Origin of the sequence: Acuticoccus sp. I52.16.1, from assembly GCF_022865125.1 — a bacterium.
Classification (GTDB): Bacteria; Pseudomonadota; Alphaproteobacteria; order Rhizobiales; family Amorphaceae; genus Acuticoccus.
On record NZ_CP094828.1, the window covers coordinates 3,539,483 to 3,563,526 of the forward strand.

Annotated in this window: 23 protein-coding genes; 9 read left to right on the forward strand and 14 right to left on the reverse strand. The window is 70.7% G+C overall.

Features of this window, described 5'->3' with window-relative positions; all coding sequences use genetic code 11:
• Window positions 1-346: 346 nt before the first annotated feature.
• From MRB58_RS15960 to MRB58_RS15975, 4 genes are read left to right on the forward strand one after another with little or no spacing between them, the layout of a single operon-like run.
• On the forward strand, window positions 347-1,744 hold the full coding sequence (locus tag MRB58_RS15960; RefSeq protein ID WP_244778107.1) for a helix-turn-helix domain-containing protein: 1,398 nt from the start codon (window positions 347-349) through the stop codon (window positions 1,742-1,744).
• Between the two features lies 1 nt (window position 1,745).
• Window positions 1,746-2,096, forward strand: a complete 351-nt coding sequence (locus MRB58_RS15965; protein ID WP_244778108.1) for a response regulator transcription factor — start codon at window positions 1,746-1,748, stop codon at window positions 2,094-2,096.
• Window positions 2,093-2,383: a hypothetical protein gene (locus tag MRB58_RS15970; protein ID WP_244778109.1), complete on the forward strand. Its 291-nt coding sequence runs from the start codon at window positions 2,093-2,095 to the stop codon at window positions 2,381-2,383. Before MRB58_RS15965 ends, MRB58_RS15970 begins: the two co-directional genes overlap by 4 nt.
• Window positions 2,380-5,025: an ATP-binding protein gene (locus tag MRB58_RS15975; RefSeq protein ID WP_244778110.1), complete on the forward strand. Its 2,646-nt coding sequence runs from the start codon at window positions 2,380-2,382 to the stop codon at window positions 5,023-5,025. The genes MRB58_RS15970 and MRB58_RS15975 overlap by 4 nt, the downstream gene beginning before the upstream one ends.
• Before the next feature lie 60 nt (window positions 5,026-5,085).
• Here the strand turns inward: MRB58_RS15975 and der are convergent, their stop codons facing one another.
• Window positions 5,086-6,420, reverse strand: coding sequence for a ribosome biogenesis GTPase Der (der, locus tag MRB58_RS15980; protein ID WP_244778111.1), 1,335 nt, complete (start codon window positions 6,418-6,420; stop codon window positions 5,086-5,088).
• Between the two features lie 96 nt (window positions 6,421-6,516).
• On the opposite strand from der, the gene MRB58_RS15985 reads away from it, so the two are divergent.
• On the forward strand, window positions 6,517-8,088 hold the full coding sequence (locus tag MRB58_RS15985; RefSeq protein ID WP_244778112.1) for a methyl-accepting chemotaxis protein: 1,572 nt from the start codon (window positions 6,517-6,519) through the stop codon (window positions 8,086-8,088).
• A 45-nt stretch (window positions 8,089-8,133) separates the two neighbouring features.
• Here the strand turns inward: MRB58_RS15985 and MRB58_RS15990 are convergent, their stop codons facing one another.
• Genes MRB58_RS15990 through MRB58_RS16000 form a run of 3 tightly spaced genes read right to left on the reverse strand, consistent with a single transcriptional unit; the run spans window position 8,134 to window position 11,015 of the window.
• Window positions 8,134-9,441: a PQQ-binding-like beta-propeller repeat protein gene (locus MRB58_RS15990; protein WP_244778113.1), complete on the reverse strand. Its 1,308-nt coding sequence runs from the start codon at window positions 9,439-9,441 to the stop codon at window positions 8,134-8,136.
• On the reverse strand, window positions 9,441-10,397 hold the full coding sequence (locus MRB58_RS15995; RefSeq protein ID WP_244778114.1) for a tetratricopeptide repeat protein: 957 nt from the start codon (window positions 10,395-10,397) through the stop codon (window positions 9,441-9,443). The genes MRB58_RS15990 and MRB58_RS15995 overlap by 1 nt, the downstream gene beginning before the upstream one ends.
• 21 nt (window positions 10,398-10,418) lie before the next feature.
• Window positions 10,419-11,015, reverse strand: coding sequence for an NnrU family protein (locus MRB58_RS16000; protein WP_244778115.1), 597 nt, complete (start codon window positions 11,013-11,015; stop codon window positions 10,419-10,421).
• Between the two features lie 135 nt (window positions 11,016-11,150).
• On the opposite strand from MRB58_RS16000, the gene MRB58_RS16005 reads away from it, so the two are divergent.
• Entirely contained in the window at window positions 11,151-11,570 is a 420-nt protein-coding gene (locus MRB58_RS16005; RefSeq protein ID WP_244778116.1) for a L,D-transpeptidase, read from the forward strand.
• Between the two features lie 316 nt (window positions 11,571-11,886).
• Window positions 11,887-13,503 carry a peptidoglycan-binding protein gene (locus MRB58_RS16010; protein ID WP_244778117.1) on the forward strand — a complete coding sequence of 539 codons (1,617 nt, stop codon included), beginning with the start codon at window positions 11,887-11,889 and terminating at the stop codon, window positions 13,501-13,503.
• A 6-nt stretch (window positions 13,504-13,509) separates the two neighbouring features.
• Here the strand turns inward: MRB58_RS16010 and MRB58_RS16015 are convergent, their stop codons facing one another.
• The 3 genes from MRB58_RS16015 to MRB58_RS16025 are packed head-to-tail and all read right to left on the reverse strand — an operon-like array spanning window position 13,510 to window position 16,107.
• The gene (locus MRB58_RS16015) at window positions 13,510-14,880 is read right to left on the reverse strand and encodes an ATP-binding protein (protein WP_244778118.1); all 1,371 of its coding nucleotides are present in this window, start codon (window positions 14,878-14,880) and stop codon (window positions 13,510-13,512) included.
• Window positions 14,877-15,599, reverse strand: coding sequence for a response regulator (locus tag MRB58_RS16020; protein ID WP_244778119.1), 723 nt, complete (start codon window positions 15,597-15,599; stop codon window positions 14,877-14,879). The genes MRB58_RS16015 and MRB58_RS16020 overlap by 4 nt, the downstream gene beginning before the upstream one ends.
• 1 nt (window position 15,600) lies before the next feature.
• On the reverse strand, window positions 15,601-16,107 hold the full coding sequence (locus MRB58_RS16025) for a MarR family winged helix-turn-helix transcriptional regulator (protein WP_244778120.1): 507 nt from the start codon (window positions 16,105-16,107) through the stop codon (window positions 15,601-15,603).
• 136 nt (window positions 16,108-16,243) lie between these two features.
• Between MRB58_RS16025 and MRB58_RS16030 the strand changes: the two genes are divergently transcribed.
• The gene (locus MRB58_RS16030) at window positions 16,244-17,140 is read left to right on the forward strand and encodes a branched-chain amino acid aminotransferase (protein WP_244778121.1); all 897 of its coding nucleotides are present in this window, start codon (window positions 16,244-16,246) and stop codon (window positions 17,138-17,140) included.
• 116 nt (window positions 17,141-17,256) lie between these two features.
• Complete coding sequence (locus MRB58_RS16035; protein WP_244778122.1) at window positions 17,257-18,066, forward strand: DUF2189 domain-containing protein; 810 nt, start codon at window positions 17,257-17,259, stop codon at window positions 18,064-18,066.
• Between the two features lie 67 nt (window positions 18,067-18,133).
• Here the strand turns inward: MRB58_RS16035 and MRB58_RS16040 are convergent, their stop codons facing one another.
• The 7 genes from MRB58_RS16040 to MRB58_RS16070 all read right to left on the reverse strand — a co-directional run bounded on the left by MRB58_RS16040 (window position 18,134) and on the right by MRB58_RS16070 (window position 24,007).
• Entirely contained in the window at window positions 18,134-18,958 is an 825-nt protein-coding gene (locus MRB58_RS16040; protein WP_244778123.1) for a tetratricopeptide repeat protein, read from the reverse strand.
• Window positions 18,959-19,028: 70 nt separating this feature from the next.
• The gene (gene rpsU / locus MRB58_RS16045; protein WP_075219855.1) at window positions 19,029-19,253 is read right to left on the reverse strand and encodes a 30S ribosomal protein S21; all 225 of its coding nucleotides are present in this window, start codon (window positions 19,251-19,253) and stop codon (window positions 19,029-19,031) included.
• A 150-nt stretch (window positions 19,254-19,403) separates the two neighbouring features.
• Window positions 19,404-20,492 carry a 5-(carboxyamino)imidazole ribonucleotide synthase gene (locus MRB58_RS16050; protein WP_371747189.1) on the reverse strand — a complete coding sequence of 363 codons (1,089 nt, stop codon included), beginning with the start codon at window positions 20,490-20,492 and terminating at the stop codon, window positions 19,404-19,406.
• A complete protein-coding gene (gene purE / locus MRB58_RS16055) occupies window positions 20,489-20,953 on the reverse strand; it encodes a 5-(carboxyamino)imidazole ribonucleotide mutase (protein ID WP_244782011.1) in 465 nt (154 codons plus the stop codon). Before purE ends, MRB58_RS16050 begins: the two co-directional genes overlap by 4 nt.
• A gap of 44 nt (window positions 20,954-20,997) precedes the next feature.
• Entirely contained in the window at window positions 20,998-21,204 is a 207-nt protein-coding gene (locus tag MRB58_RS16060; RefSeq protein ID WP_244778124.1) for a YdcH family protein, read from the reverse strand.
• 61 nt (window positions 21,205-21,265) lie between these two features.
• A complete protein-coding gene (locus MRB58_RS16065) occupies window positions 21,266-22,570 on the reverse strand; it encodes a pitrilysin family protein (RefSeq protein WP_244778125.1) in 1,305 nt (434 codons plus the stop codon).
• Between the two features lie 12 nt (window positions 22,571-22,582).
• Window positions 22,583-24,007, reverse strand: a complete 1,425-nt coding sequence (locus MRB58_RS16070) for a pitrilysin family protein (RefSeq protein WP_244778126.1) — start codon at window positions 24,005-24,007, stop codon at window positions 22,583-22,585.
• Window positions 24,008-24,044 lie beyond the last annotated feature (37 nt).

Below are 24,044 nucleotides of genomic sequence, written 5' to 3' on the forward strand. Positions count from 1 at the left end.
CCCTTGTCCACATCGTCCTGTATCGCGGCATTCCCGGCGCGCCACAACCGAACGGGTCGCGGTTGTCAAACATCTGTAAAGTTGCGCTGCGGCGCGATGCCCGGTTGTAAATTTGTGACCGGACGGTGGCGGGTCCACGGCGCATGGCCACCTCGTTCAGGTTGCAAACTCGCTGTAAATCTGCACTGTAAACTTTCAGCGCGTTGACAAGCGGGGCGAGAATCTGGCGCTCGGGCCGTCGTTCCGGCGCCCGTCGCGCCGGCCGTACGGCGCAAAGCAAGAACCATAAGCCGACCACTCAGATCGCTCGACAAGGGCGGCGGGCCCGGCACCAGGGGAGACGCGCATGGCGACGGTGCAGCGCGTACCGATCGGCGACCGCATCCGGTCGCAGCGGCGCACACGCGGGGTGACGCAGCGCGACCTCGCGTCCTCCATCGGCGTTTCGCCGGCCTACCTGTCGCTGATCGAGAGCGACAAGCGTCAGATCGGCGGCCGGCTGCTGAAGCGCATCGCCGAGCGGCTCGGCGTGCCGACCGACGCCTTCACCGTCGTCAGCGACGACCGCCTCGCCTCCGATCTGCACGAGGTGGCCCAGCGCATCGAGGCCGCGCCGCCCGGCATGGCCGCGCCGCTGGTCGCCTTCTCGCCCGAGTGGGCGCGCGTGGTGCTGGAGCTGCACACCCGCGCCATGACCGCCGAGGCCCGCGCCTTCCGCCTCGCCGACCGCTTCGCCCGTGACCCGCAGTGGACCTCGTTCGCGCACGACATCCTGTCGCGCATCACCTCGATCCGCTCCGCCGCCGAGATCCTCTCCGACGATTCCCCCCTCGACGACGCCCAGCGCGAGCGCTTTACCGACACCGTGGTCGCCGAGAGCGCCCGGCTGACGGACGTCGCGCGCGACATGATCGCCGCGTTGCAGTCGGGCACGGCGGTGGACGCGGCGGGGGCGGACGTGCGCGAGGTGGACGCCTTCCTGCACGACAACAACAACTACTTCGGCATGATCGAGACGCTCCTGGAGGCGCACCCGTTGCCGCCGCTGGAGGGATCGCCCAGCGTGCGCTTCGCCGCCGCCCGTCGCGCCGTCGAGGAGCGCTTCCCGACGATCGTCGACGACGTCGTCGCCGGCCACGAGTTTCGCACCGAGGGGGCGGAGCGGCGCGCGCGCGGTGCCATCTGGCGCTACGCGGCCGGCGCGGCGATGATGCCCTACCGCCCCTTCCTGGAGGCCGCGCTCGACGCCCGCTACGACCTCGACGAGCTCGCCGCCCGCTTCCGCGCCAGCTTCGAGCAGGTGGCCCACCGCCTCGCGACGCTGCGCCGGCCGGGCGAGGACGGGGTGCCCTTCGCCTTCCTGCGCGTCGACCCGGCCGGCACCGTCTCCAAGCGCCTGTCGACCGCGGCACTGCGACTGCCCCTCTTCGGCGCCTGCCCGCTATGGGTGGTGTACGAGACGTTCGCCCAGCCCGGCCGCACGCTGAGCCAGATGGTCGACCTCGACGGCGAGCGGTTCCTGCTGGTGGCGCGCGCAGTGGAGAAGACGCCGCGCCGCCAGGCCCAGCCACCGACGCGATTCTCGGTCATGCTGGGGGTCGCGGCCGAGCACGCCGGCGACGTCATCTACGGCGACACCTACATCTCGCACCGCGACAGCGTCGTGACCTACGCGGGCTACGAATGCCTATCCTGCAAACGGGCCGGCTGCCAGCAGCGCGCCCATGGCGCCGAGGTGGTCTGAGATGCGGGTCCTGGTGGTCGAGGACGAGCCCCATATCGCCGAGGCGCTGACCTTCCTGCTCCAGCGCGAGGGGCACGAGGTGACGGTCGTCGCCAGCGGAGCCGACGCCGGCGAGCGGTTGCGCGGCTGCGACCTCCTGGTGCTCGACATCATGTTGCCGGGCCGCTCCGGGTTCGACATCGCGCGCGACGCGCTGGCGCTCAGCGAGCGGCCCAAGATCTGCGTGTTGACCGCCAAGGGCCAGCGGGAGGACCGCGAGCGAATGCTCGGCATGGGCGTGGACGCGTTCGTGTCGAAGCCCTTCTCCAACAGTGAGCTGATGGAGACGGTGCGCGGCCTCGCCGCCTCGTGAGCGCTGGCCATCCTCCTGGGGCCGACGCCCCGTCGCCGGACCGCACGCCGCACGAGCCGCCCCCGGTCGAGGCGCTGCCGCCGCCGCGCGCCACACGCTCCGGCGCCCGCGCCGACGCGCGCACGGTCGTCGCGCTCGCGGGGCCGGTGCTGTTCACGCCGGCCGCGCTGCTGCTGGCCGACCGGCCGATGCGGGTGTTCGATGTGCCGGCGATCCTCGTCTACGTCTTCAGCGTCTGGCTCGTCGGCATCGGCCTCACCTGGCTCCTGTCGAGGCCGCCGCGATGACCCTGAGCGCGCCGCTCGTCATCACGGTGGGCGGGCTCTACCTGGCGCTCCTCTTCCTGGTGGCCTTCCTCACCGACCGCCTGGCCGAGCAGGGCCGCGCCCGCTTCCTCGCCTCGCCGATCGTCTACACCCTCTCGCTGGCGGTCTACTGCACGTCGTGGACCTTCTTCGGCGCGGTGGGCACCGCGTCGCGCTCGGGGATCGAGTTCGTCACCATCTACATCGGCCCCACTCTGGCGCTGATGACCGGGTGGCTGTTCCTGCCCAAGATGGTGCGCATCGCCAAGGCGCAGCGCGTCACGTCGATCGCCGACTTCATGTCGTCCCGCTACGGCAAGAGCCGTGCGGTGGCGGTGCTGGTGACGGTGATCGCGCTGGCCTCGATCACGCCGTACATCGCGTTGCAGCTCATCGCCATCCGCCGCTCGTTCGTCGTCCTGTCGGGCGGGGAGGCGGACGGGACGGGGACGGCGTTCTGGGTCGCGGCGGTGATGGTGTTCTTCGTCATCGTCTTCGGCACGCGGCGGGTGAACGCGGACGAGAGTCAGCCCGGTATCGTCGCGGCGATCGCGTTCGAATCGATCGTCAAGCTGGCGGCGCTGCTGGCGGTGGCGGCGCTGGCGGCGGTGGTGCTGACGCGCGACCCGGCCGCCGGTTCGCTCTTCGCCAACGGGGCCACGGCGCTCGACGCGATCAGCGCCTTCAACGCCGGCGACGGCGCGCGGTGGACGACGCTGATGCTGCTGTCGGCCGCGGCGATCATCTGCCTGCCGCGTCAGTTCCAGGTGGCGGTGGTCGAGAACCGCTCGGAGGGGCACATCACCGTCGCCTCGTGGCTGTTCCCGGCCTACCTCTTCCTTCTCACGCTGGCGGCGGTGCCGATCGCGGCGGCGGGGCTCGTCGCGCTGCCGGCGGGCGCCGAGCCGGACCTCTACGTTCTCACGCTGCCCCTCTCGGAGGGCTCGGCGCTGCTGGCGCTGGCGGCGTTCGTCGGCGGCCTGTCGGCGGCGACGTCGATGGTGATCGTCGCCTCGCTGGCGCTGGCGGTGATGATCTCCAACCACCTCGTCGCGCCGCTCCTCCTGGGGCGGGTGCACACGCCGGGCGGCGTCGGCGCGGCGGTCATGGTCACGCGCCGCCTCGCCATCGCCGGCGTCATCGGCCTCGGCACCCTCTATGCCGAGGCGCATGGGGCGGGCGGGGGGCTCGCCTCCATCGGCCTCATCGCCTTCGCGGGGGTGGCGCAGTTCGCGCCCGCGCTGCTGGCCGGGCTGTTCTGGCGCCGGGCCAACCGGTTCGGCGCCACGGCGGGCCTCGCCACCGGGGCGGCGCTGTGGGTGGCGCTCCTGTTGTTGCCGAGCTTCGGCGTCGGCCAGGGCCTGGTCTACGAGGTGCGCGCGATCCTCCTGCCGCCGGAGCAACTCTTCGGCGCCGGAGCGGTCGACCCGCTGGTGTTCGGCGTCGTGGTCTCGATCGCGACCAACGTCATCGTCTACGTTCTCACCTCGCTCGCCACCTCCGGCAGCGTGGTCGACGAACTGCAGGCCACCGTCTTCGTCGACGCGTTGCGCCGCGGCGGCTCGGAGCCGACCTTGCGCCGCTCGGCCAGCCGGCGCGAGCTGATGCGCCTCGCGCGCCGCATCCTCGGGTCCCAGCGTGCCGACGAGGTCTTCGCCGCGATGCGCACCACCACCGCCGAGGAGGCCGACTCCACCCTGATCGCCCAAGTCGAGCGCGAACTGGCCTTCGCCGTCGGCACCTCCTCGGCGCACACGCTGGTCACGCAGATCGCGATCGGCGAGCCGCTGGCGGTGGACGCCGCGATCATGCTCCTGCAGGAAACCCAGGAGGCGATCGAGGCCGCCCGCGCGCTGGACATCCGCTCGGTCGAGCTGGAACGCTCGACCGCGGAACTCGCCACCACCAACGCCTCCCTCAAGGCCCTCCTGGCCGAGAAGGACGACTTCCTCAGCCGCGTCAGCCACGAGATGCGCACACCCGTGACCGCGGTGCGCTCGTTCGCCGAACTGTTGCGGGAAGGTGCCCTCGACCCGGACCGCGCCGCGCGCTTCGTCGACATCATCCTGGAGGAGAGCCGCCGCCTCAGCCGCCTGCTGGACGACATCCTCGACCTGTCGCGACTGGAGGCGGGGGTGGCGCCGATCCGGATGGACCGCATCGACGCCGCGGCCGCGATCGCCGAAGCCGCGGCGGTGATGGACGGGTTCGCGCAGCGTCAGGGCGCCTCGATCCGGGTGGAGGCGAACGGTCCGATCTTCGTGCGGGCGGACGCGGACCGGCTGAAGCAGGTGCTGGTGAACCTCCTCTCCAACGCGATCAAGTTCTGCGGCGGCGGTCCGGTGCTGATCAGCGTCACCACCGAGCAGAACACGGTGGTCATGCGGGTGCGCGACCAAGGGCCGGGGATCCCGGCGGACGTGCAGCCGCGCCTCTTCGGCAAGTTCATCAGCGGGGCGGCGCCGCACGGCATCCGCGGCGCGGGCCTGGGCCTCGCCATCTCGCGTCAGATCATGCGGGGGCTGGGCGGTTCGCTCACTCTCGAGGTCACCGGGCCGACCGGCTCGATCTTCGCCGCCCGCCTGCCGGTCGCGGTCGAGCCTCGCGCCCGCCTCGCCGGTTGAGCGCACGCGCCGCCGCCGCGTCGGACTCGCACGTGAAGTCCGCTCCCTCGCGGTACCGCCTCACGCGTACGGATTGTCGCCCTTGCGCAGGAGAAGGCGGATCGGCACGCCCGGCATCTCGAACTGCTCGCGCAGGCTGTTGATGAGATAGCGCTTGTAGGCGTCGGGCAGCGCGTCGGGCCGGGAGCAGAAGGCGATGAACGTCGGCGGCCGGCTCTTGGCCTGCGTCATGTAGCGGATCTTGATGCGCCGTCCGGAGACGGCGGGCGGCGCGTGACGCTGGGTGGCCATCTCCAGCCAGCGGTTGAGGCGCCCGGTGGAGATTCGGGTCGACCAGCGGTCCACCGCCTCGGTGACGGTGTCCATCAGCCGGTCGATGCCACGGCCGGAGAGGGCGGAGACGGGCACGACGCGGATCCCCGCCGCCTGCGGGATGAGCCGGGAGGCCGCCTCGCGGGCGGCGCGGATCGACTCGTCCGGCGTCGGCACGAGGTCCCATTTGTTGAACGCGATCACCAGCGCCCGCCCCTCGCGGGCGACGAGGTCGAGGATGGTCAGGTCCTGCTTCTCGAACGGCATCGTCGCGTCGAGGACGACGATCGCCGCCTCGGCGTACTTCATGGCGCGGATGGTGTCGCCGGTGGAGGCGCGCTCCAGCGCCTCGACGACGCGGGCGCGGCGGCGCAGACCCGCGGTATCGACCAGACGGAAGTGCCGGTCGCCGTGGCTGAACTCGACGGTGATGGAATCGCGCGTCAGCCCCGCCTCGGGGCCTGTCAGCATCCGGTCTTCGCCGATGATCTTGTTGAGCAGCGTCGACTTGCCGACGTTCGGCCGGCCCAGGATGGCCACGCTGATCGGCCGGTCGTGGTCGTCCTCCTCGGCCTCGGGGAGCGGGGTCGCGACCTCGGCGAAAGCGTCCACCAGGGCGTGGCGCAGGTCGCTCATCCCCTCGCCGTGCTCGGCGGAAAAGGCGATGGGGTCGCCCAGACCCAGGCTGTAGGCCTCGAGGCTCATCATGTCGCCGGCGCGGCCCTCGGCCTTGTTGGCGATCAGCACCACCGGCTTGCCGCGGCGGCGCACGTCGTTGGCGAGCTGCTCGTCCAGCGGGGTGACGCCGGCGCGCGCGTCGACGACGAAGAGGTAGACGTCCGCCTCGTCCATCGCGCGGTTCATCTGCTGCCACATGCGGTCTTCGAGCGTGCCGGGATCGGCCCCCTCGAAGCCGGCGGTATCGACCAGCGTGAACGTCAGGTCCTGCAGCCGCGCCTCCGCCTCGCGGCGGTCGCGCGTGACGCCGGGCGTATCGTCGACGATGGCGAGGCGCTTGCCGACGAGACGATTGAACAGCGTCGACTTCCCGACGTTCGCGCGGCCAGCAATGGCGACCTTCATCCTAGTCTCACTTCTTTCAACGGCTGGATCGGCCCAGCGCTGAGCAAGGCGCGGGACTTAGCATAACTTGCGGTCCATACGACCACGGAGAATTTCATGCAGTACGGACGCCGGCCCGGGATCGTCAATGACCTCGGCTTCGCCGCAAAGCTGATCGGCTTCACGGCGTTCGCCGCTCTCGGTCCGATTGTGGTCGTCATGTCGGGTGCGCCGAGCCTTCCTGCAACCACCGACGCCGCGGTGCGAGACGCCCTGGCCGCGGCGCAGTCGTCCCGCCTCGCGACCGCGGTGGTCCTCGCCGTCGTCGTCGCGGCGCTGGGCGGGGCGCTCGCGGTGTTCCAGCGGCGCGGCATGGGGGCGCTGCGGGCCGCAGTGGCGGCGATCGCGGCGCGCAAGCCCGTCGCCATCCGGCCCGAGAACGCCTCGGACACGCTGGGGGCGATCTGGACCGACCTCGCTCTGATCGCCGGTCACGTCGCCGACGGACGCGCCTACAAGGCGGTTCTCGACGATATCCCGGTGCCGGTGATGATCGCCGACCCGCACGACGAATTCCGCGTCACCTACATGAACCGCGAGACCGAGAAGGAGCTCGGCGCGCTGGAGGACCACCTGCCGGTGCGCGCCAGCGAGATCATGGGGCAGTCGATCGACGCCTTCCATGCCGGGCCGGCGCGGATCCGCCGGGTTCTCAGCGATCCGAAGCGGCTGCCGTTCCGCTCCAAGATCGTGCTCGCCGGCAAGGAGAACCTCGACCTCCACATCGGCGCCTCCTACGACGAGGACGGCAACTACGTCGCCGCCGTCCTCACCTGGAAGATCATCACCGGCCACGTCCGCTCGGCCGATACGTTCGAGATGAACGTCAAGTCCGCGGTGGAGCAGATCAAGAGTTCGTTCGTGGACATGCGCCAGCGTGTCGGCGGTATCGCCAGCGCCACCGCGTCGACGCAGACGATGCTGTCGAGCGGGGCCACGGCCGTCAGCGAGGCGACGGCCAACGTGCAGATGGTGGCGAGCGCGGCCGAGGAGCTGACCGCCACGATCGCCGAGATCAACGACCGCATCTCCTTCTCGACCCAGCGGGCCTCCAACGCGGCGAGCGAGACCAAGACCGTCGCCAAGCGGGCGGAGGATCTGCTGGCCGCCAGCGACCGGATCGGCGAGGTGATGGGGGCGATCTCCGGCATCGCCTACAAGACCAACCTCCTCGCCCTCAACGCCACCATCGAGGCGGCGAGCGCCGGCCCCGCCGGCAAGGGTTTCGCCGTCGTCGCGCACGAGGTGAAGATGCTGGCCGACCAGACCGCCAAGGCGACCGATCAGGTGTCCGAGGAAACCGAGGCGGTGCGCCGGCTCATCATCGAGGTGGCGAAGGGCGTGGGCGAGGTCACCAAGGTGATCGGCGACATTCGCGAGGCGTTCGAGCAGGTGGCCTCGGCGGTGCGCGAGCAGCAGGCGGCGACACAGTCGATCTCGGCGAGCGCGCATGACGCGGCCAACGGCGTCAGCAACGCGGCGAAAACGCTGAGCGAGGTGGAGGGCCTCGCCGCGCAGAACCTCGACGCGACGCAGGTGCTGAACGGCCGGGCGGAGGAGATCGCCCTCGCCAACGACAACCTGTCGAAGAATTCGGACGATCTGCTGAAGATGATGCGCGCCGGCTGACCCGGCTGACCCGGCGCGCCCCACGCCGCCGAAGGCGGCGGGCGATCAGCGCAGGGCGGTGATCTCGCCGGTATCGGACACGAAGATCATCTGCCCGCCGGCGACGATGGGCGCGGTGTAGGCCTTGCCGCCGATCTTGCGGTCGGCGGTGATCTGGCCCGACTTGGGGTCCACCGTGATCATCCGCCCGTCGTTGGAGATGGCCCACAGCGCGCCACCGGCCAGCACCGGGCCAGCATAAGCCGCATCGCGCTTCTTCTCGCGCGGCAGCGGCCGGGCCCACAGGAGCTGCCCGTTCGACTTGTCGAGCGCCACCATGCGCCCGGCGATGTCGACCAGGAAGATCGAGCTGCCGGACACCACCGGCGTATGCGCCGAGCCGATGTTGGCGCTCCACACCTCGTTGCCGTCCGACAGGCCGACCGCGATGGTCTTGCCGGCCACGCCGGTGGCGTAGACGACGCTGCCGTCGATCACCGGGCTGCCGGATACGTCGTTCAGGCCGGCGACCGCCAGCGAGCGGCTGGGGCGGGTGACGAAGTTCTGCCAAACAGGCTCGCCGGAGGCGACGGAGAAGGCCATCACCTCGCCGGAAGAGTACGGAATGACGACCTTGTCGCCCGACACCGCCGGCGACGCGGCCGCCAACAGGCCCGACTGCTCGGGAATTCCGTCGTACTCGAACGCCTGGGAGCCGTCCTCCTGGTTGACGGCGAACACCTGGTTCTTCTGCGACACGACGAACACCTTGCCGCTGCCGGCCGTCGGCGCACCGCGCAGCGGGGTGTCGAACTCGGACGTCCAGATGACGCTGCCGTCGGCGGCGTTGAGGGCGACCACCTGGCCGTAACCGGTGGCGGCGTAGACGCGGCCGCCTTCCGCCGTCACACCGCCGCCGGCAGCGGAATCGCGCTCGCCTTCCGGCCGCAGCGAGGTCGACCATACGCGCCCGCCGCCCGCCGCCGACAGCGCGGTGACCGAGCCGTCGGGCGAATAGACGAACACCCGGTCGCCGGAGACGATCGGCCGTGCGGTCAGCCGCAGCGTACCGCGCATGGCGGACTTGCCGACACCGCTGATCGATGTCCGCCAGGCCCGTGCGCCACCGCCGGAGAAGGCGACGTGGCCGGGGTCGTTCTGCGCGTTGCCGCCGGGCTGGGGCCAATCGGAATTGGAGCGGGCGGGGCCGAAGGAGGCCGGCTTGGACTCACCTTCCGCCACCTCGGGCGCGCTGGTGAAGACGGTGGTGCGTTCGCCGAGGAGATGCTCGTCCTTCGGTCCGAAGACGTTGAGGGAATCGAGGGACCCGCAGCCACCGAGGGCTGCGGCCAGGGCGAAGGCGATCCAGCGCATCAGTCGGTTTCCTCTGTGGCATCCTCTATCGCAGGGGCGGCCGGCGTCGCGGCCTCGCCCGGCGCGGCGCCCGCGGCGGCATCCTGCGCGGCAGTCTCGCCCGCGCCGGAATCCCCGGTCGCGGCCGAAGTGTCGGCCCCGCCGGCGCTCGGCGTGCCAGGTTTCGGGAAGGTGGTCCCCGTGGCGTCGGCGCCGGGCATCGGGAAGGCCGGTGCGCCGTCACCCGCCTCGGAGGCGGCGCTCCGGGCGGCGGCGTCCGCGGCATCGGCGGCGGCGTCCCGCGCGGCGACCGCGGCCTCCTGCGCGCTCACGCGCTCGATGAGGCTCAGCATGGTCGTCGCCCGCTGGCGCATCCCCTGGCCGACGGTGGCGCTCGTGCTCAGCTCCGTGAACCAGCGCTTGGCGTCCTCGAGGTCGTCCTCGGCATAGGCTGCGAGGCCCATCAGCTCGGTGGCGGAGCGGTTGAACGGGTTGGAGATGTTCTCCGCGAGGCCGACGAGGACCTCTTGCGCCCCGGCGGTGTCGCCGGTGTCGATCAGGATCTGGCCTTCGCGCACGCGGGCCAGGTCGCGGTAGAGGTTCGGCACGCCGCTGTCGCCGGAGATGGCACGCAGCGTCTCGGTGGCGGCGGCCGGCTCGCCCGCGGCCACCTCGGCGGTCGCCTTGCGGAACCGGGCGAGGACGGAGAAGCCCGAGGGCGCGTCCTCGGCGAACTTGGCCAGCGCCGCGGTGTCGGCCGCCGGGCCCTGCGCGTCCACGTCGGCGAGCAGGGCGGCGTATTCCTCGCCCGCGCTCCGCTCGGAGTTGACGCGCCACCACTCGTAGCCGCGCCAGCCCGCGGTCACGACGACGACGAGGACGGCGACGGTGATGACATAGATGCCGTAGCGGTCCCATACTTTGGCGAGCCGCTCGCGTCGCAGGTCCTCTTCAACTTCGTCGAAAATATCGGTCATTGTCGTCCCGGCAGGGTTCACTCACACCGCTGACGCCATGGCCAGCGGCGACACCCCTATCAGCCACAAATGCAGCTTCCAAACAAACAATCCGTAAACGACTAGGCCGATCGCCACAGCCGCCACGTCCGCCTGCCAGTGCGGGGTGAACGCGGCGGGTGCCGTCAGCCCGGCCCGCTCGCGCTTCTTGACCGAGATCCGGTCCACGACGGCCCACGCCAGGATGGCGCCGAAGAGGACCACCGAGGCCAGATCGCCGTTGACCAGGAGGTGTGCCACCGCCCACGTCTTCACCGCCACGAGCATCGGATGCTTCAGTGTTTTCTTGATGTGGCCGGGGAGGTAGGCGGCCGGCAGGGCGACGAAGGCCAACGCCATGAGCAGCAGCGCCAGGTGCGACAGGCCGGCCGGCGGCGCGTACAGGAGCGGCGGCCCCTCCAGCCGCCATGCGCCATAGCCGCGCACCATCAGCACCAGCCCGACGAGCGAGACCACACTGTAGACGCCCTTGTACCCGGTCTCGCCCAACGCGCCGACGAGGCGGGCCCGCGGACCGGGCACGATCTTCAGGGAGTGGGCGCCGAGGAAGAGGGCCAGGCCCACGAACAACAAGGTCATGTCGGTCTCGCTTTACTGTGTCGTCGTGTTGAGGGGTTGTTTGCTAACGTCGTGCTTAGATCGGTTCGAATGCGTTGCCGTCGCATACGCCGGGGAGGCGGGGTGCGGCGCCCGTCTCGTTGGGAGAAGCTTACGATGATCCGCACGGCCGTTGCCTTCGCTCTCGTCCTGATGACCATGGTCCCCGCCGCGGCGAAGACGCTGGTCGCGGAGGTGGATCTCTCGGACCAGATTTTAACTGTTATATATAAGGGGCAGCCGCTCGCGCAGTGGAAGGTGTCGACCGGTCGCGCCGGGTTCCGTACGCCGACCGGGACCTTCCGCCCGATGCGCATGCACCGGGAGTACTTCTCCCGCCAGTACGACGATGCGCCGATGCCCAACGCGATCTTCTACGACCGCGGCTATGCCATCCACGGCTCGTACGAGACGCGCAGCCTCGGCCGCCCCGCCTCGCACGGCTGCGTGCGGCTGCACCCGGCCGACGCGCAGAAGCTCTTCGATCTGGTGGTGACGGTCGGGCCGGAGAATACGGCGATCACCGTCCGCCGCTGAGCTTCCGCCGCTGAGAGTCTGCCGCGCGTCGCGGACCGCCGCGGACCGCCGCCGCGCCGAGGCGCGACAGCGCGTCACACCGCAGGTGGCGCCGGCCGGCGGGTGCGGGATCGACGCATTGCGGGGCCGGTGAGGTTCGGTTAATTGGCCCCCTTGCGGTGCACTCGGAACGACTTTCACCGCGCGCACCGCGGACAGTCGATCGATTACGGCTCGGCGGGCGGCTCCGGACGCGGGCGCTGGGGCCGGTGGCCCGTGCCTCGGCGCGGCGGACCGGGTGCCAGCTCGCCGATCCATGCCGCTAGGAGGTGTCCTCATGAGCCGCAGCGCCAGTCCTCGCCGCCGATCCATCCGCCGCGCCGTCCGCTGGGCTGGCGCCGGGTTGCTCGCGCTCGGTGTCCTGCTGGCCGGCCCGCAGCGTGCGGGCCTCGGCAGCGGCCGCGCCGAGGCCTACTGCGTCGTGGTGCCGGGCGTCGCCGGGTGCGTGCGCGGCGCGATCATCCGCCGGCGGATCGAGCGTCGCCGCCGGGCCGCGGGCAGCGCCGCGGTCGACACCGGCCGAATCGCCCCGGCGCCGGTGAGCCCGAGCCGCGTGCGGCCGGGGCGCAGCAGTTCGCCGCGGCTGAAATCGTCCGGCGCGCAGCTGACGCGCATCGACCCGGCGGTGCAGACCGCGTTGAACACGCTGGGCTTTGCGGTCGGCCGCGCCGACGGGTTGCTGGGGCGCAAGACGCGCGACGGCATCCGCGACTTCCAGCGGGCGATCGATCACAAGGCGACCGGCACCTTGTCGGTCACGGAGCGCACGTTGCTGATGCGCGCCGAGGACGAGGCACTCGCCCAGAACATCGCCATGCCCGCCGGCGGCGACCCGGTCTTCCTGCGGAACGTCGCCGCGGCGGCCGCGCCTGCCACGGTCGCCGCGGCGGCGCAGGTCGCCGACGCCGCCGCGCCGTCCGGCGATGCGCCGCCACCGCCGGCCACCGCCGAGGACGGACCCGGCGAGACCGCCGCCGCGGACGGACCCGGCGAGGATGCCACCTCGCCGCAGGCCGATGCGCCGGAACCCGCATCACGGGAGATCGTCGAGGCGGCCGTCTGCCGCGACGTCGAGACCGACGTCGACGCCGCCGAGCTCGCCACGCTGCGGCCCGACGCGGCGATGCGCAGCGCCTATTGCGGCGTGCGCGCCTATGTCGTCGACATCGTCGACCCCGACACGCTGGGCGCCGACGACGGGCGCGCCGACCTCGCGACGTGCGCCGCCTGGGCGGATCGCACCGGCCTGGGCGCCGCGCAGGCCGCAGCCCTCGGCCCGGACGACGTGGCGCCGGCCTTTTCCTCCCGCATTCCCGAAGCGCGGGACGAGTTGGCCTCCGCCCGCGATGTCGCCAAAACCTGCATCGGCCTCGCGTTCCGCCACGACGACCCCGGCACGGCCCGGTTCTACGCGCTCTATGCGGTGGCGATGGGCGACACGGGGTACGGCGAGCTGATCGCCGCGCAGCACGGCCTGGGCACCGGCGTCGCGCCGGATCCGGACGCCGCCGCGCAGTGGTACGACTGGACCGCCGAGGCCCTGCTCGACGGCGCGGACACCGTCACCGGCGACGATGCGCGCCTCCGCTCGCGCCTGCTGCGCGTCTTGGCGGCCAAGGCCGACACGATGGCCCCCTTCGAGGCCGACCCGGGGATCGCTCCCGCCGACGCACCTACGCCCGACAACAGCGCGGAGGCGGCGCCGAGCGACCTGCCGCAGCTCGCGCGGCTCCTCGACGTGTCGCCGGCCGAGCTCACCGCGCTGTGCGAGGATCCGGGCGACGACCCGATCGCGCGGCGTGTGTGCCGCCTCGGCGCCAATGCCAGTGCCAATGCGGGTTCCGGTGCCGGTGATCGAGGCGGGGACGGGCCCACGCCGCCGGCCGCCGACTGACGCGCCTCAGATCGGCAGGCGGATCCGGGCGCGCAGGCCCCCCAGCGGGCTGTCACCCAGCGTGATGTCGCCGCCCTGCCGCCGGGCGACGTCCCGCGCGATGGTGAGGCCGAGCCCGGTGCCGGAACGGTCCTGGTTGCGCGCCGTGTCCAGCCGGAAGAAGGGTTGGAAGACGACCGCGCGCTTGTCCGGCGGGATCCCCGGCCCGTCGTCGTCGACCTGGATGATCAGCCAGCCGCCCTCGCGGTGCGCCGTCAGGCGGATCGTCTCGGCATGGGCGGCCGCGTTGGCGAGGAGGTTGGCGATCATCCGCAGCGAGGCGGTGGGGCGGACCGTCGCCGTCAGGCCGGGGGGAATGGTCGCCTCCACCTCCAGCCCGCGCGCCGCGTCCTCCACCAGATCGGCGATGGAGACGTTCTCGGTCGGCTCGTCGGTATCGGTGCGGGCGAACTGCAGGTAGTCCTCCAGCATCGCCTGCATCTGGTCGACGTCGGTCACCAGGGCTGCGACGTCCTCGGTCTGCTCCAGCAGCGCCAGCTCCAGGCGGAAGCGGGTGAGCATGGTGCGCAGGTCGTGGCTGACGCCCGCCAGCATCGACGTGCGCTGCTCGATCTGCAACTCGATGCGGTGCTTCATCTCCAGGAAGGCGCCGGTCGCCTGGCGCACCTCGGTCGCACCGTGCGGGCGAAGCCGGCCCACCGGACGCCCGCGACCGAACTTCTGCGCCGCCGCCGCCAGCTCCTGGATCGGCCGCACCTGCCCGCGCAGGAAGAGCACGGCGACGAAGATCAGCACCAGCGACGTGCCCGCCATCCACACCAGCGTGATGTGCGCGTTGGAGGCGTAGGTGCTCGACCGGCGCGTGACGACGACCAGCGTCCCCACCTTCGTCAGCACCCGGATTTCGACGAAGCGGCCATTGTCGAACGTGTCGATCGCGAAGGGGCGCCCCACCTCGCGCCGCAGATGTCGCGAGAGGGTATATTCGAGAAGGTTGAAGAATCCGGCGGGGCGGTTTTGCGGCAGGCTCGTCTCGTCCGTCATCCGCACGCGCTGGAACAGTGTGTTGCGGGCGATCCGCAGCACCTTGGGGCGCTCCTCGGGCGTCGCCGCCTCCAGCATCTGCACCGTCACGGCGACCGCCTCGGCCGTCGCCTCCGAGAGGCGCACGGTCATGTTCTCCCAGTGCCGGTCGAGGAAGACGAAGGCGACCACCGATTGCAGCAGGATCATCGGCAGGACGATGATGAGGATCGAGCGCGGGAAGAGACGGCGGGGGAGGCGACGCCGCAACCACCGCTCGATCGGCGGCGGCAGGCCGGCCCACCGCAGGATCCGCCGCCACAACGGGCGCCGGTAGGGCGTGGTGAGGCTCACGGCCCGTCCGCGATGTCCGCGACCAGGCGGTAGCCGAGGCCGCGCACCGTCTGGAGGTAGCGCGGGTCGGCCGGGTTGTCCTCCAGCTTGCGGCGCAGGCGGTTCATCTGCACGTCGATCGCCCGGTCGCCGAGCTGCTCGTCGGCGACGAGGTCCTGGCGCGGCACCGTGGCGCCGGGCCGCGAGGCGAGCATGCGCAACAGCCGCCGCTCCCGCTCGGTGAGCCGCACGAGGGTCCCGTCGTCGGTCAGCTCCTCGCGCTTCAGGTCGAACCGGAAGGCGCCGAAGCGCACCACGCGGGCCACCTCCGGCCGCCGCCGCAGCATGTTCTTCAGCCGCAGCGAAAGCTCCTGCGGCTCGAACGGTTTGCCGAGATAGTCGTCCGCACCCTGCGTGAGGCCCTGCACCCGGTGCTCCGCCTCGGCCAGCGCGGTGAGCATCAGGACGGGCATCTCGCCGGTCGCCTTCATGTGCGCCAGCAGCGACAGACCGTCCTCACCGGGCATCATGACGTCCACCACCGCGGCGTCGAACACGAGGCCCGAGAGGATGCGTCGCGCCTCCGTCGCATCCGCCGTCGCCGTCACGCGGAAGCCTTCCTTGCGCAGGAAGCGCTCCAGGAGCGTGCGGATGCGCTGGTCGTCGTCGACCACCAGCACGTGCGGTGCATCGTCGTCCTGCCGCGGCTCGCCCGCCAGCGAATGGGCCCCTATCGCCATCCTACCGTCCGCCTTCGATCCGGCGCATCACCGCCGCCCGGTCGTCATCGTCCACGAGAGCGGCCAGAAACGCAAAGACCGTCTTCGTCGCGCCCGGCCCCGCCGCGTCGATCGCATGGCGGATCCGGGCCGACTGGATGTCCACCACCTCGCGCGCGAGCGCGTGACCGGCCGCCGTCGTCGTCAGGCGCTTCTCGCGGCGGTCGTGCCGACCGGGGCGCACCTCGATCAGCCCGTCATCGACGAGCTGCTTCAGCACGCGCGAGACCCCCTGCTTGGTGACCTTGAGGATCGCCAAGAGCTCGCCGACGGTGAGGTCCGGATGCCGGTCGACGAAGTGCAGCACCCGGTGGTGGGCACGGCCGTACCCCATCTGCGCGAGGCGCTCGTCGGCGATCCCGACGAAGTCCCGATAGCCGAAGAACATGCCTTCGATCAGGGCAAGCGCGAGGTCGGGGTCGGTTTGCTCGAGTTTTTTCAGGTCAACCATATTGACGTTTTGCGACACTTCGCATACCTAGCGGCTCTCTCAAGCGCGCTAATCTGTCGTGGAGATAAGGGTTTGAGAAATAATATTGCGCGGACGGGTTGTTTCATGCGCCCGCGCTGCAACAGGCGAAACATGCGCCATCGGAGATAAAAAAATGGCAGTTCCTTTCGATCAGCATGAAGGTGACATCTGGCTGGATGGCGCGTTCGTGCCCTGGCAAGACGCAAAGCTGCATGTCCTTTCGCACGGTCTGCACTACGCGAGCGCCGTATTCGAGGGGGAACGCGCCTACGGTGGCGAGATTTTCGAGTGCGAGGCGCATACCAACCGTCTCTTCACGTCCGCCGACGCCATGGGCATGGTCCTTCCATTTAGCAAGGAAGCCATTAACGCGGCCAAACGTGAAACGCTCGCCCGCATGGGCCTGACCGACGCCTACCTGCGCCCGATCGCGTGGCGCGGCTCGGAGATGATGGGCGTCTCAGCGCAGAAGAACACCATCCACATGGCGATCGCCTGCTGGGCCTGGCCGTCCTACTTCGACCCCGCCGCCCGCGAGAAGGGCATCCGCCTCGACATCTCGGACTGGCGCCGGCCCGATCCGCGCACCATCCCGTGCCACGCCAAGGCGGCCGGCCTCTACATGATCTGCACGCTGTCCAAGCATGCGGCCGAGTCGAAGGGCTATGCCGACGCGCTGATGTTCGACTGGCGCGGCCACGTCGCCGAGGCGACCGGCGCCAACATCTTCTTCGTCAAGGACGGGGCGATCCACACGCCGACGCCGGACTGCTTCCTCGACGGTATCACCCGCCGCACCGTGATCCGCCTCGCCCGCGAGCGCGGCATCGAGGTGAACCAGCGCACGATCATGCCGGAGGAGCTGGAGGGCTTCGAGGAGTGCTTCCTCACCGGCACGGCCGCCGAGGTCACGCCGGTCGGCGAGATCGGGCCCTACCGGTTCGTCCCCGGCGCGATCACCAAGGCGCTGATCGAGGATTATGCCAAGGCTGTGCAGCCGCCGCACGTCGCCCTGCGCGACGTCGCCTGACACCGGCGGGGGCCGCGGCGTCGCGGCCCTCGCCCTTCGGCGTCACCCGCCGCTTGCCTCTCGGTGCCGACTGAACGGAATATCGGTCGGAGCGAGGCGAGGCGGGGGCTGCGACGATGAACGAGACGACCGGCGCGGGGCCGGGCGCGGACAGCGGCCCGTGGCGTGAGGCGCGAGGGGTGCCGGCCGTCCGCGCCGCGACCTTCGCCGACCTGCGCGCCGCGCTCGCGGCTGGGTGGGGCGACTTCCTCGCGGCGCCACTCTTCGGCCTCGGCGTCGGGATCGTCTATGCCGCGTTCGGCTGGGCGCTGGTCGCCGTCGCCGACTCCGCCACGCTCGACGGGCTGACCTTTCCGCTGCTGGGCGGCTTCGTCATGGTCGCCCCCTTCGCCGCCACCATCCTTTACGAGATCAGCCGCCGCCGCAGCCTGGGGCTCCCGTTCGACCTCGTCAACGCGGCCGCCATCGTCGCCGGCACGGCGCGCCGCTCGCTCATGATCCTCGGCCTGGTGCTGGTCCTGTGGCTCGGCGTCTGGAGCCGCGCCGCGGTCTTCATCTACGCCATCTACTACGGTTTCGACGCGCCGCCGTTCCTGGAAATGCTGCCCGAGCTCGTCACCACCGAGCGCGGGCTTCTCTTCCTGTTCTGGGGGCATGTGGTGGGGGCGGGGTTCGGCCTCGTCGCCTATTGCCTTTCGGCGCTGTCGTTCCCGTTCCTGCTCGACCACGACGCCGACATCGCGACCGCCATCATCACCTCGTTCAAGGCGGTGCTGGGGCGTCCGGTGGTGATGCTGTCCTGGGCGGCACTCATCGGCATCGTGATGGCGCTCGCCGCGGCGCCGGCCTTCCTGGGCTTCCTCGTCGCGCTGCCGCTCTTCGGGCATGCGACATGGCACCTCTACCGTCGCCTCGTGCCGGGCTGACGCGCCGAGAGCGCGAGGCTCCCGGGGGAAAACAGGTGGTCGGCGGCGCTGGGGCGTGCGGCGCCGCTCAGCGGACGGGGGGCTGCCCGGCGTCGATGCGGGCCATGCCTTCCTTGGCCGGCGCGTAGTTGGGGCGCAGCTGCAGCGCGCGATTGTACGCGGCGCGGGCCTTGTTGCTGTCGCCCTGGTACTCCAGCGCCAGGCCGCGGTTGCTCCAAGCGTCGGCGTATTGCTTGTCGATCTGGAGCGCCTGGTTGAAGTCCTGCAACGCCGCCTCGACGTCGCCGGTCGCCAGGTACGACACGCCGCGGCCGTTGTACGGCTCGGGCGCCTGCGGATCGAGGCCGATGGCGATACCGAAGTCTTCGACCGCGAAGGCGTGCAGGTCCTGCGACTGATAGACCAGCGCGCGGTTGTGGTACGCGCGCGGATCGCCCGAGTTGGCCCGGATCGCGGCATTGTAGTCTTCCAACGCGCGATCGCTCTGGTTCTGCAGGCGATAGATGTTGCCGCGACCGACGAGCGCCGTGTCGTAGGTCGGGTTGATGCGCAGCGCGGAATTGTAATCGTTCAGCGCGGCGTTCAGGTTGTCCATGCGGCGGTACACCAGGGCCCGGTTGGCGTAGGCCTGGTAATACTGCGGATTGATCTCGATCGCGCGATCGAAATCCTCGAGGGCCTCGCGCAGCTTGTTGCCGCGCCCGAAGGCCGTCCCGCGCATGTTGTAGGCGCTGGCGTCGCCCGGGTTCGATTCGACCACGGCCGTCAGCGACGCGATGTTCGTCGGCGAGCCGGAGGCCGGGTCGATCAGCCGGCCCGGTGTCGTCATGGCGTCGTCGATGACGCAGCCGCCCAGGAAGGCAGCCACCATGACGGAGGCGACCGGTGCCAACGGGATCGTTCGGGAAACTATACGCGCCATACTACTCCACCACACGCCGAATCGCGCGGCTGGGCCGAACTCAGCTGCGCTTCTTGCCCGGGAGGAGACCTTCGCGCTGTGCGCGCTTGCGTGCAAGCTTACGGGCGCGGCGGACCGCCTCGGCCTTCTCGCGCGCCTTGCGCTCGGAGGGCTTCTCGTAATGATTGCGCATCTTCATTTCACGGAAGATGCCTTCACGCTGCATCTTCTTCTTCAGCGCCTTCAGCGCCTGATCGACGTTGTTGTCCCGAACCAGAACCTGCACTTGGCCGTCTTCCTTCTGTTGCACGGCGCATTTCGGCTGCACCGTCGTGCCGGGCGATGAGGCCTCTCCCAACGCCAAAGCGCGCAGATAGCCGGGTCGCTCCCCCAGGAGAGCCACCAACCCAGCATCACGCGCGAAGGCTGTCCGATATCAGCCGCCGAGGCGAAAGTCTACACCGCGGCGCACCACGTTCACGTGCCCCATCTTGCGACCGGGCCGTGTGTCTCGCTTGCCATAGAGGTGGAGCTTGGCCCCCTCCATGTCCAGATGGGCGCGCCAATCATCCGCATCATGGCCGATCAGATTGACCATCGTGGCGTCGGCGGTGCGCGTGGTCGCACCCAGCGGCCAACCGGCGATGGCGCGGATATGATTCTCGAACTGGCTCGTCAGCGCGGCGTCCTGCGTCCAGTGGCCGGTGTTGTGGACGCGGGGGGCCATCTCGTTGGCGATCAGCGGGCGGGCCGTCTCGCCGGTCACGAACCACTCGATCGCCATCACGCCGACATAGCCGAGCGCGGCGGCGACGTCCGCGGTCAGGCGCTGCGCCTCCGCCTCCAGCCCCGCCGCCAGCGGGCCGGGGACGGTGGAGCGGCGCAGGATCCCCTCGGCGTGCTCGTTGGCGGGGGCGGCGTACGCGGCGATGCCGCCATCGGCGCCGCGGGCCAAGACGGTCGACGTCTCGGCCTGGAACGGCACCAGCGCCTCGACGATCGCGGGCACCTCGCCGATGGCGGTGAACGCGGCCGCGACGTCCGCGCCGGGCGTCAGGCGGACCTGACCCTTGCCGTCGTAGCCCATGCGCCGCGTCTTCAGGATGGCGTGCCCCCCGAGCGCCTCCAGCGCGGCGGCGATGTCACCGGGAGATGCCACGTCGCGGTGGGGGGCGACGGGCAGGCCGCATTCGGCCAGGAAGGCTTTTTCGGCGAGGCGGTCCTGCGCGACCTCGAGCGCGAGCGGACCGGGGCGGACCTTGTCGCCGAGGGGGCGGACGGCCGCGACGGGGACATTCTCGAACTCGTAGGTGACGACGTCGACCGCGGCGGCGAAGGCGGCGAGCGCGGCCTCGTCCTCCCAGGCGGCGATGGTGGTCGCGGCGGCGACGGCGGCCGCGGGCGGGTCCGCGTCGGGGCAGAAGATATGGACCGTGAAGCCGAGTTCGGCGGCGGCGGTGGCGAGCATGCGCCCCAGCTGCCCGCCGCCGAGAACGCCGATCGTGGCGCCGGGGGTGAGGATCACGCGTCGTCCGCCGGATGCTCGGCGACCGAGGCGGTGCGGGCGGCGCGCCAGGCGGTCAGCCGCTCGGCCAGCGCCGGGTCGTCGAGAGCGAGGACGGACGCGGCGAGGAGGGCGGCGTTGATCGCCCCCGCGCGGCCGATCGCCAGGGTGCCGACCGGGATGCCGGCGGGCATCTGCACGATCGACAGCAGGCTGTCCCAGCCCGACAGCGCCTTGCTCTCAACCGGCACGCCGAACACCGGAAGCGGTGTGATCGCCGCGACCATGCCCGGCAGATGCGCCGCCCCGCCCGCGCCGGCGATGACGACACGCACGCCGCGCGCCGCCGCCGTCTCGGCGAAATCGTAGAGGCGCTTGGGGGTGCGGTGGGCGGAGACGATCAGCGCGTCGTGGTCGATCCCCAGTTCGCCCAGCGTCGAGGCGGCGCCGCGCATGGTCACCCAGTCCGACTGGGAGCCCATGATGACGGCGACCGGCGCCGCGCGGGCGGTGGCCGACCGATCGGTCACGCGATGATGTCCGGGAGGATCTTGTCGGCCACGTGGCGGATCTCGTCCTTCAACTGGAGCTTGCGCTTCTTCAGGCGCTTGATCTGCAAGAGGTCGGTGGAGCCGGCAGCCTCCAACGCCTCGACCGCAGAGTCGAGGTCGCGATGCTGCTCTCTCAGCATCTGCAGTCTTGCCAGGAGTTCGGTTTGGTCTTCGTCATCCATGGGTGTTCGCACCGCGGGCCGATCTTTCAATAGGTCAACCCGCGGAACGCTGTCGAGACCTTTAGCCGGCCGGGGCGCCGACGACGGCGACCGTGGGCTTGCCCTCGCCCAGGATCCGCCCGGCCGCCCGCCGCACGTCCTGCAGTGTCACCGCCTCGATCATCGCGTTGCGGGTGTCGATGTAGTCGAGGCCGAGGAACTCGAGCTGGATCGCCAGGAGCTGGCGCGCGGTGGAGTTGGAGGAGCCGAAACGCAGCGCGTAGGAGCCGGTGAGGTAGGCCTTCGCGTCGTCGAGCTCGGCCTCGGTGGGGCCGTCCTCGGCCATGCGCTCGAGCTGCTGCAGGATGACCTCGACGGCCTCCATCGCCTTCTCGTTGCGCGTCGCCGTGCCGCCGCCGAAGACCGCGGCATGGTCGAACGGAACCACGTAGGAATAGACCGAGTAGGCGAGACCGCGCTTCTCGCGCACCTCCTCGAACAGCCAGGACGAGAACGCGCCGCCGCCGAGGATGTGGTTCATCACGTAGGCGGGGACGAAGTCGTCGTCGTGCCGGGGAATGCCGGGGCCGCCGAAGCGGATCGAGGTCTGCGGCGTCGGGATCGCGACGTTGGCGGTCTGGCCGGTCGCGGCCTCGATGTCGGCCACCGGGGTGATGGCGGCGGTGTCGGGCAGGTCGCCGAAGGCGCGGTCGAGCAGCGGGCCGAGCGTCGCGGCGTCGATGTCGCCGACGACGGCGACCATCAGGTTGTCCTTGCCGAAGGTCTGCTGCGCGGCGACGAGATCGTCCCGCGTCATGGTGCCGAGGCTCTCGGGCGTGCCGTTGGCCGGGCGGCCGTAGGGGTGGCCGGGGAAGGCGGTCTCGGCCCAGAGGCGGCCGGCGATGGTGTCGGGGTCGTTCAGCTCGCGGCGCAGGTTGGCGATCAGCGCCGCCTTCATGCGGCCGAGCGCCTCCTCGTCGAACCGCGGCTGGGTCACGGCGAGCGACAGGAGGTCGAAGCCGCGCTCCAGGTTGGCCGAGATCACCTGCATGTCGCCGTAGAAGTGGTCGCGGCTGGGATCGAACGAGATGCGCACGGCGCTGTCGCGCAGGGCGGTCTGGAAGGCGACGCTGTCGTAGTCGGCGGCGCCTTCGTCGAGCATCGACGACAGGAGGCTGGCGCGGCCGGTCTTGTCCTCCGGGTCCTGCGCGCTGCCGGCGCCGGCGAAGGCGAAGTCGACGGCGACGAGCGGCACCGTATCGTCGGAGACGAGCCAGGCTTTGATGCCACCAGGGCTGGTCACTTCTTGAATATCGATGGCGCTCGCGCTCCCAATGGTCGCTGTCAGGAGGCCGATGGCCGCGAGGGTGCTGGTCAGGATACGCATCGGATCGTTTCCTTACTGCACGACGGCGGCGTCGGCGGGGACGGCGGTGGTGGCTTCGGCCTTTTGCGAGGCCTCCTCGTCCGGCGCCTCCAGGAGGCGGCCGGTCACGGCGGCCTTACCGTCGATGTAGGTCTGCGCGGCCTTCTGCACGTCGGCCGCGGTCACCTTGGAGATGTGCGAGGGCCAGGCCTTGATGTCGTCCACGGTGGACCCGGTGGTGATCGCGGCGCCGAAGATGCGGGCCAGCGAGGACTGGTTGTCCTGCGCGAAGATCACCGAGGAGAGCAGGTTGGTCTTCGCCCGCGACAGCTCCTCCTCGGAGATGCCGTCCCGCGCGATGTCGGCGACGATCGCCTTGGCGCGGTCCTCGATGGCGGCGAGGTCGGACCCGTCGGTCGGCGTCGCGTAGACGACGAAGCGCGTGTCGTCGTAGGCGCTGGACTGGTACCAGGAGCCGGCGGAGGTCGCGAGCCCCTCGTTGCGCACCAGTGCGGTGTAGAGGCGGCTGGTGTTGTTGCCGCCCAGCACTTCGGCCAGGACGTCGAGCGCCTCGGCCTCGCCGGGTTCGGCGGTGTTGTAGCTGGGGACCACCCAGGAGACCTGCGTCGTCTCCTGCGTGACCCGCGGGTCGCGCAGCTCGACCAGACGGTCGGCGCGCAGCTTCTGCACCGGGGGGCGCGAGCGCACGAACGGGCCGGCATCGTCGGCGATCGCGCCGTAGGTGTCGGCCGCGAGCCGGCGGATCTCGTCCTCCGTCACGTCACCGGCGATCACCAGGACGGCGGCGCCGGGGCGGTAGAAATCGTGGTAGAAGTTGATCGCGTCCTCGAAGGTGAGGTTCGCGACCTCGTCGGCCCAGCCGATCACCGGATCGCCGTAGGGGTGGTTCACGTAGAGCGCCGCATCGACCGCCTCGCCCAGCTCTGCCGAGGGCTGCGTGTCGACGCGCATGCGCCGCTCCTCCAGCACCACCTGAAGCTCGGGGGCGGAGACCTCCTCGGTCAGCTGCAGGCCGCGCATCCGGTCGGCCTCGAACGCCATCATCTGCGGCAGGTGCTCCTTGGCGACCTGCTGGAAGTAGGCGGTATAGTCGTTGGAGGTAAACGCGTTCTCGCGCCCGCCCAGGCGCGACACCGTGGACGAGAAGGCGTTGCCGGGGTGCGCCTCGGTCCCCTTGAACATCAGGTGTTCGAGGTAGTGGGCGATGCCGGACTTGCCGGGCGCCTCGTCCGCCGAACCGATCCGATACCAGATCATGTGCGTCACGATGGGGGCGCGGCGGTCGGGGATCACGACGACCTGGAGGCCGTTGTCGAGCGTGAAGGTCGACGTGTCCGGCGCGATGGCGACGTTGCCGAGATCCACCGGTTCAGCCCTGGCTGGAAGCGACAACAGCGTCGCGGCGGCGAGGGCGGCGACGGTCGTACGAAGCGTCATGCGGGGCTACCCTGTCATCAAACATGACAGGGAGGTA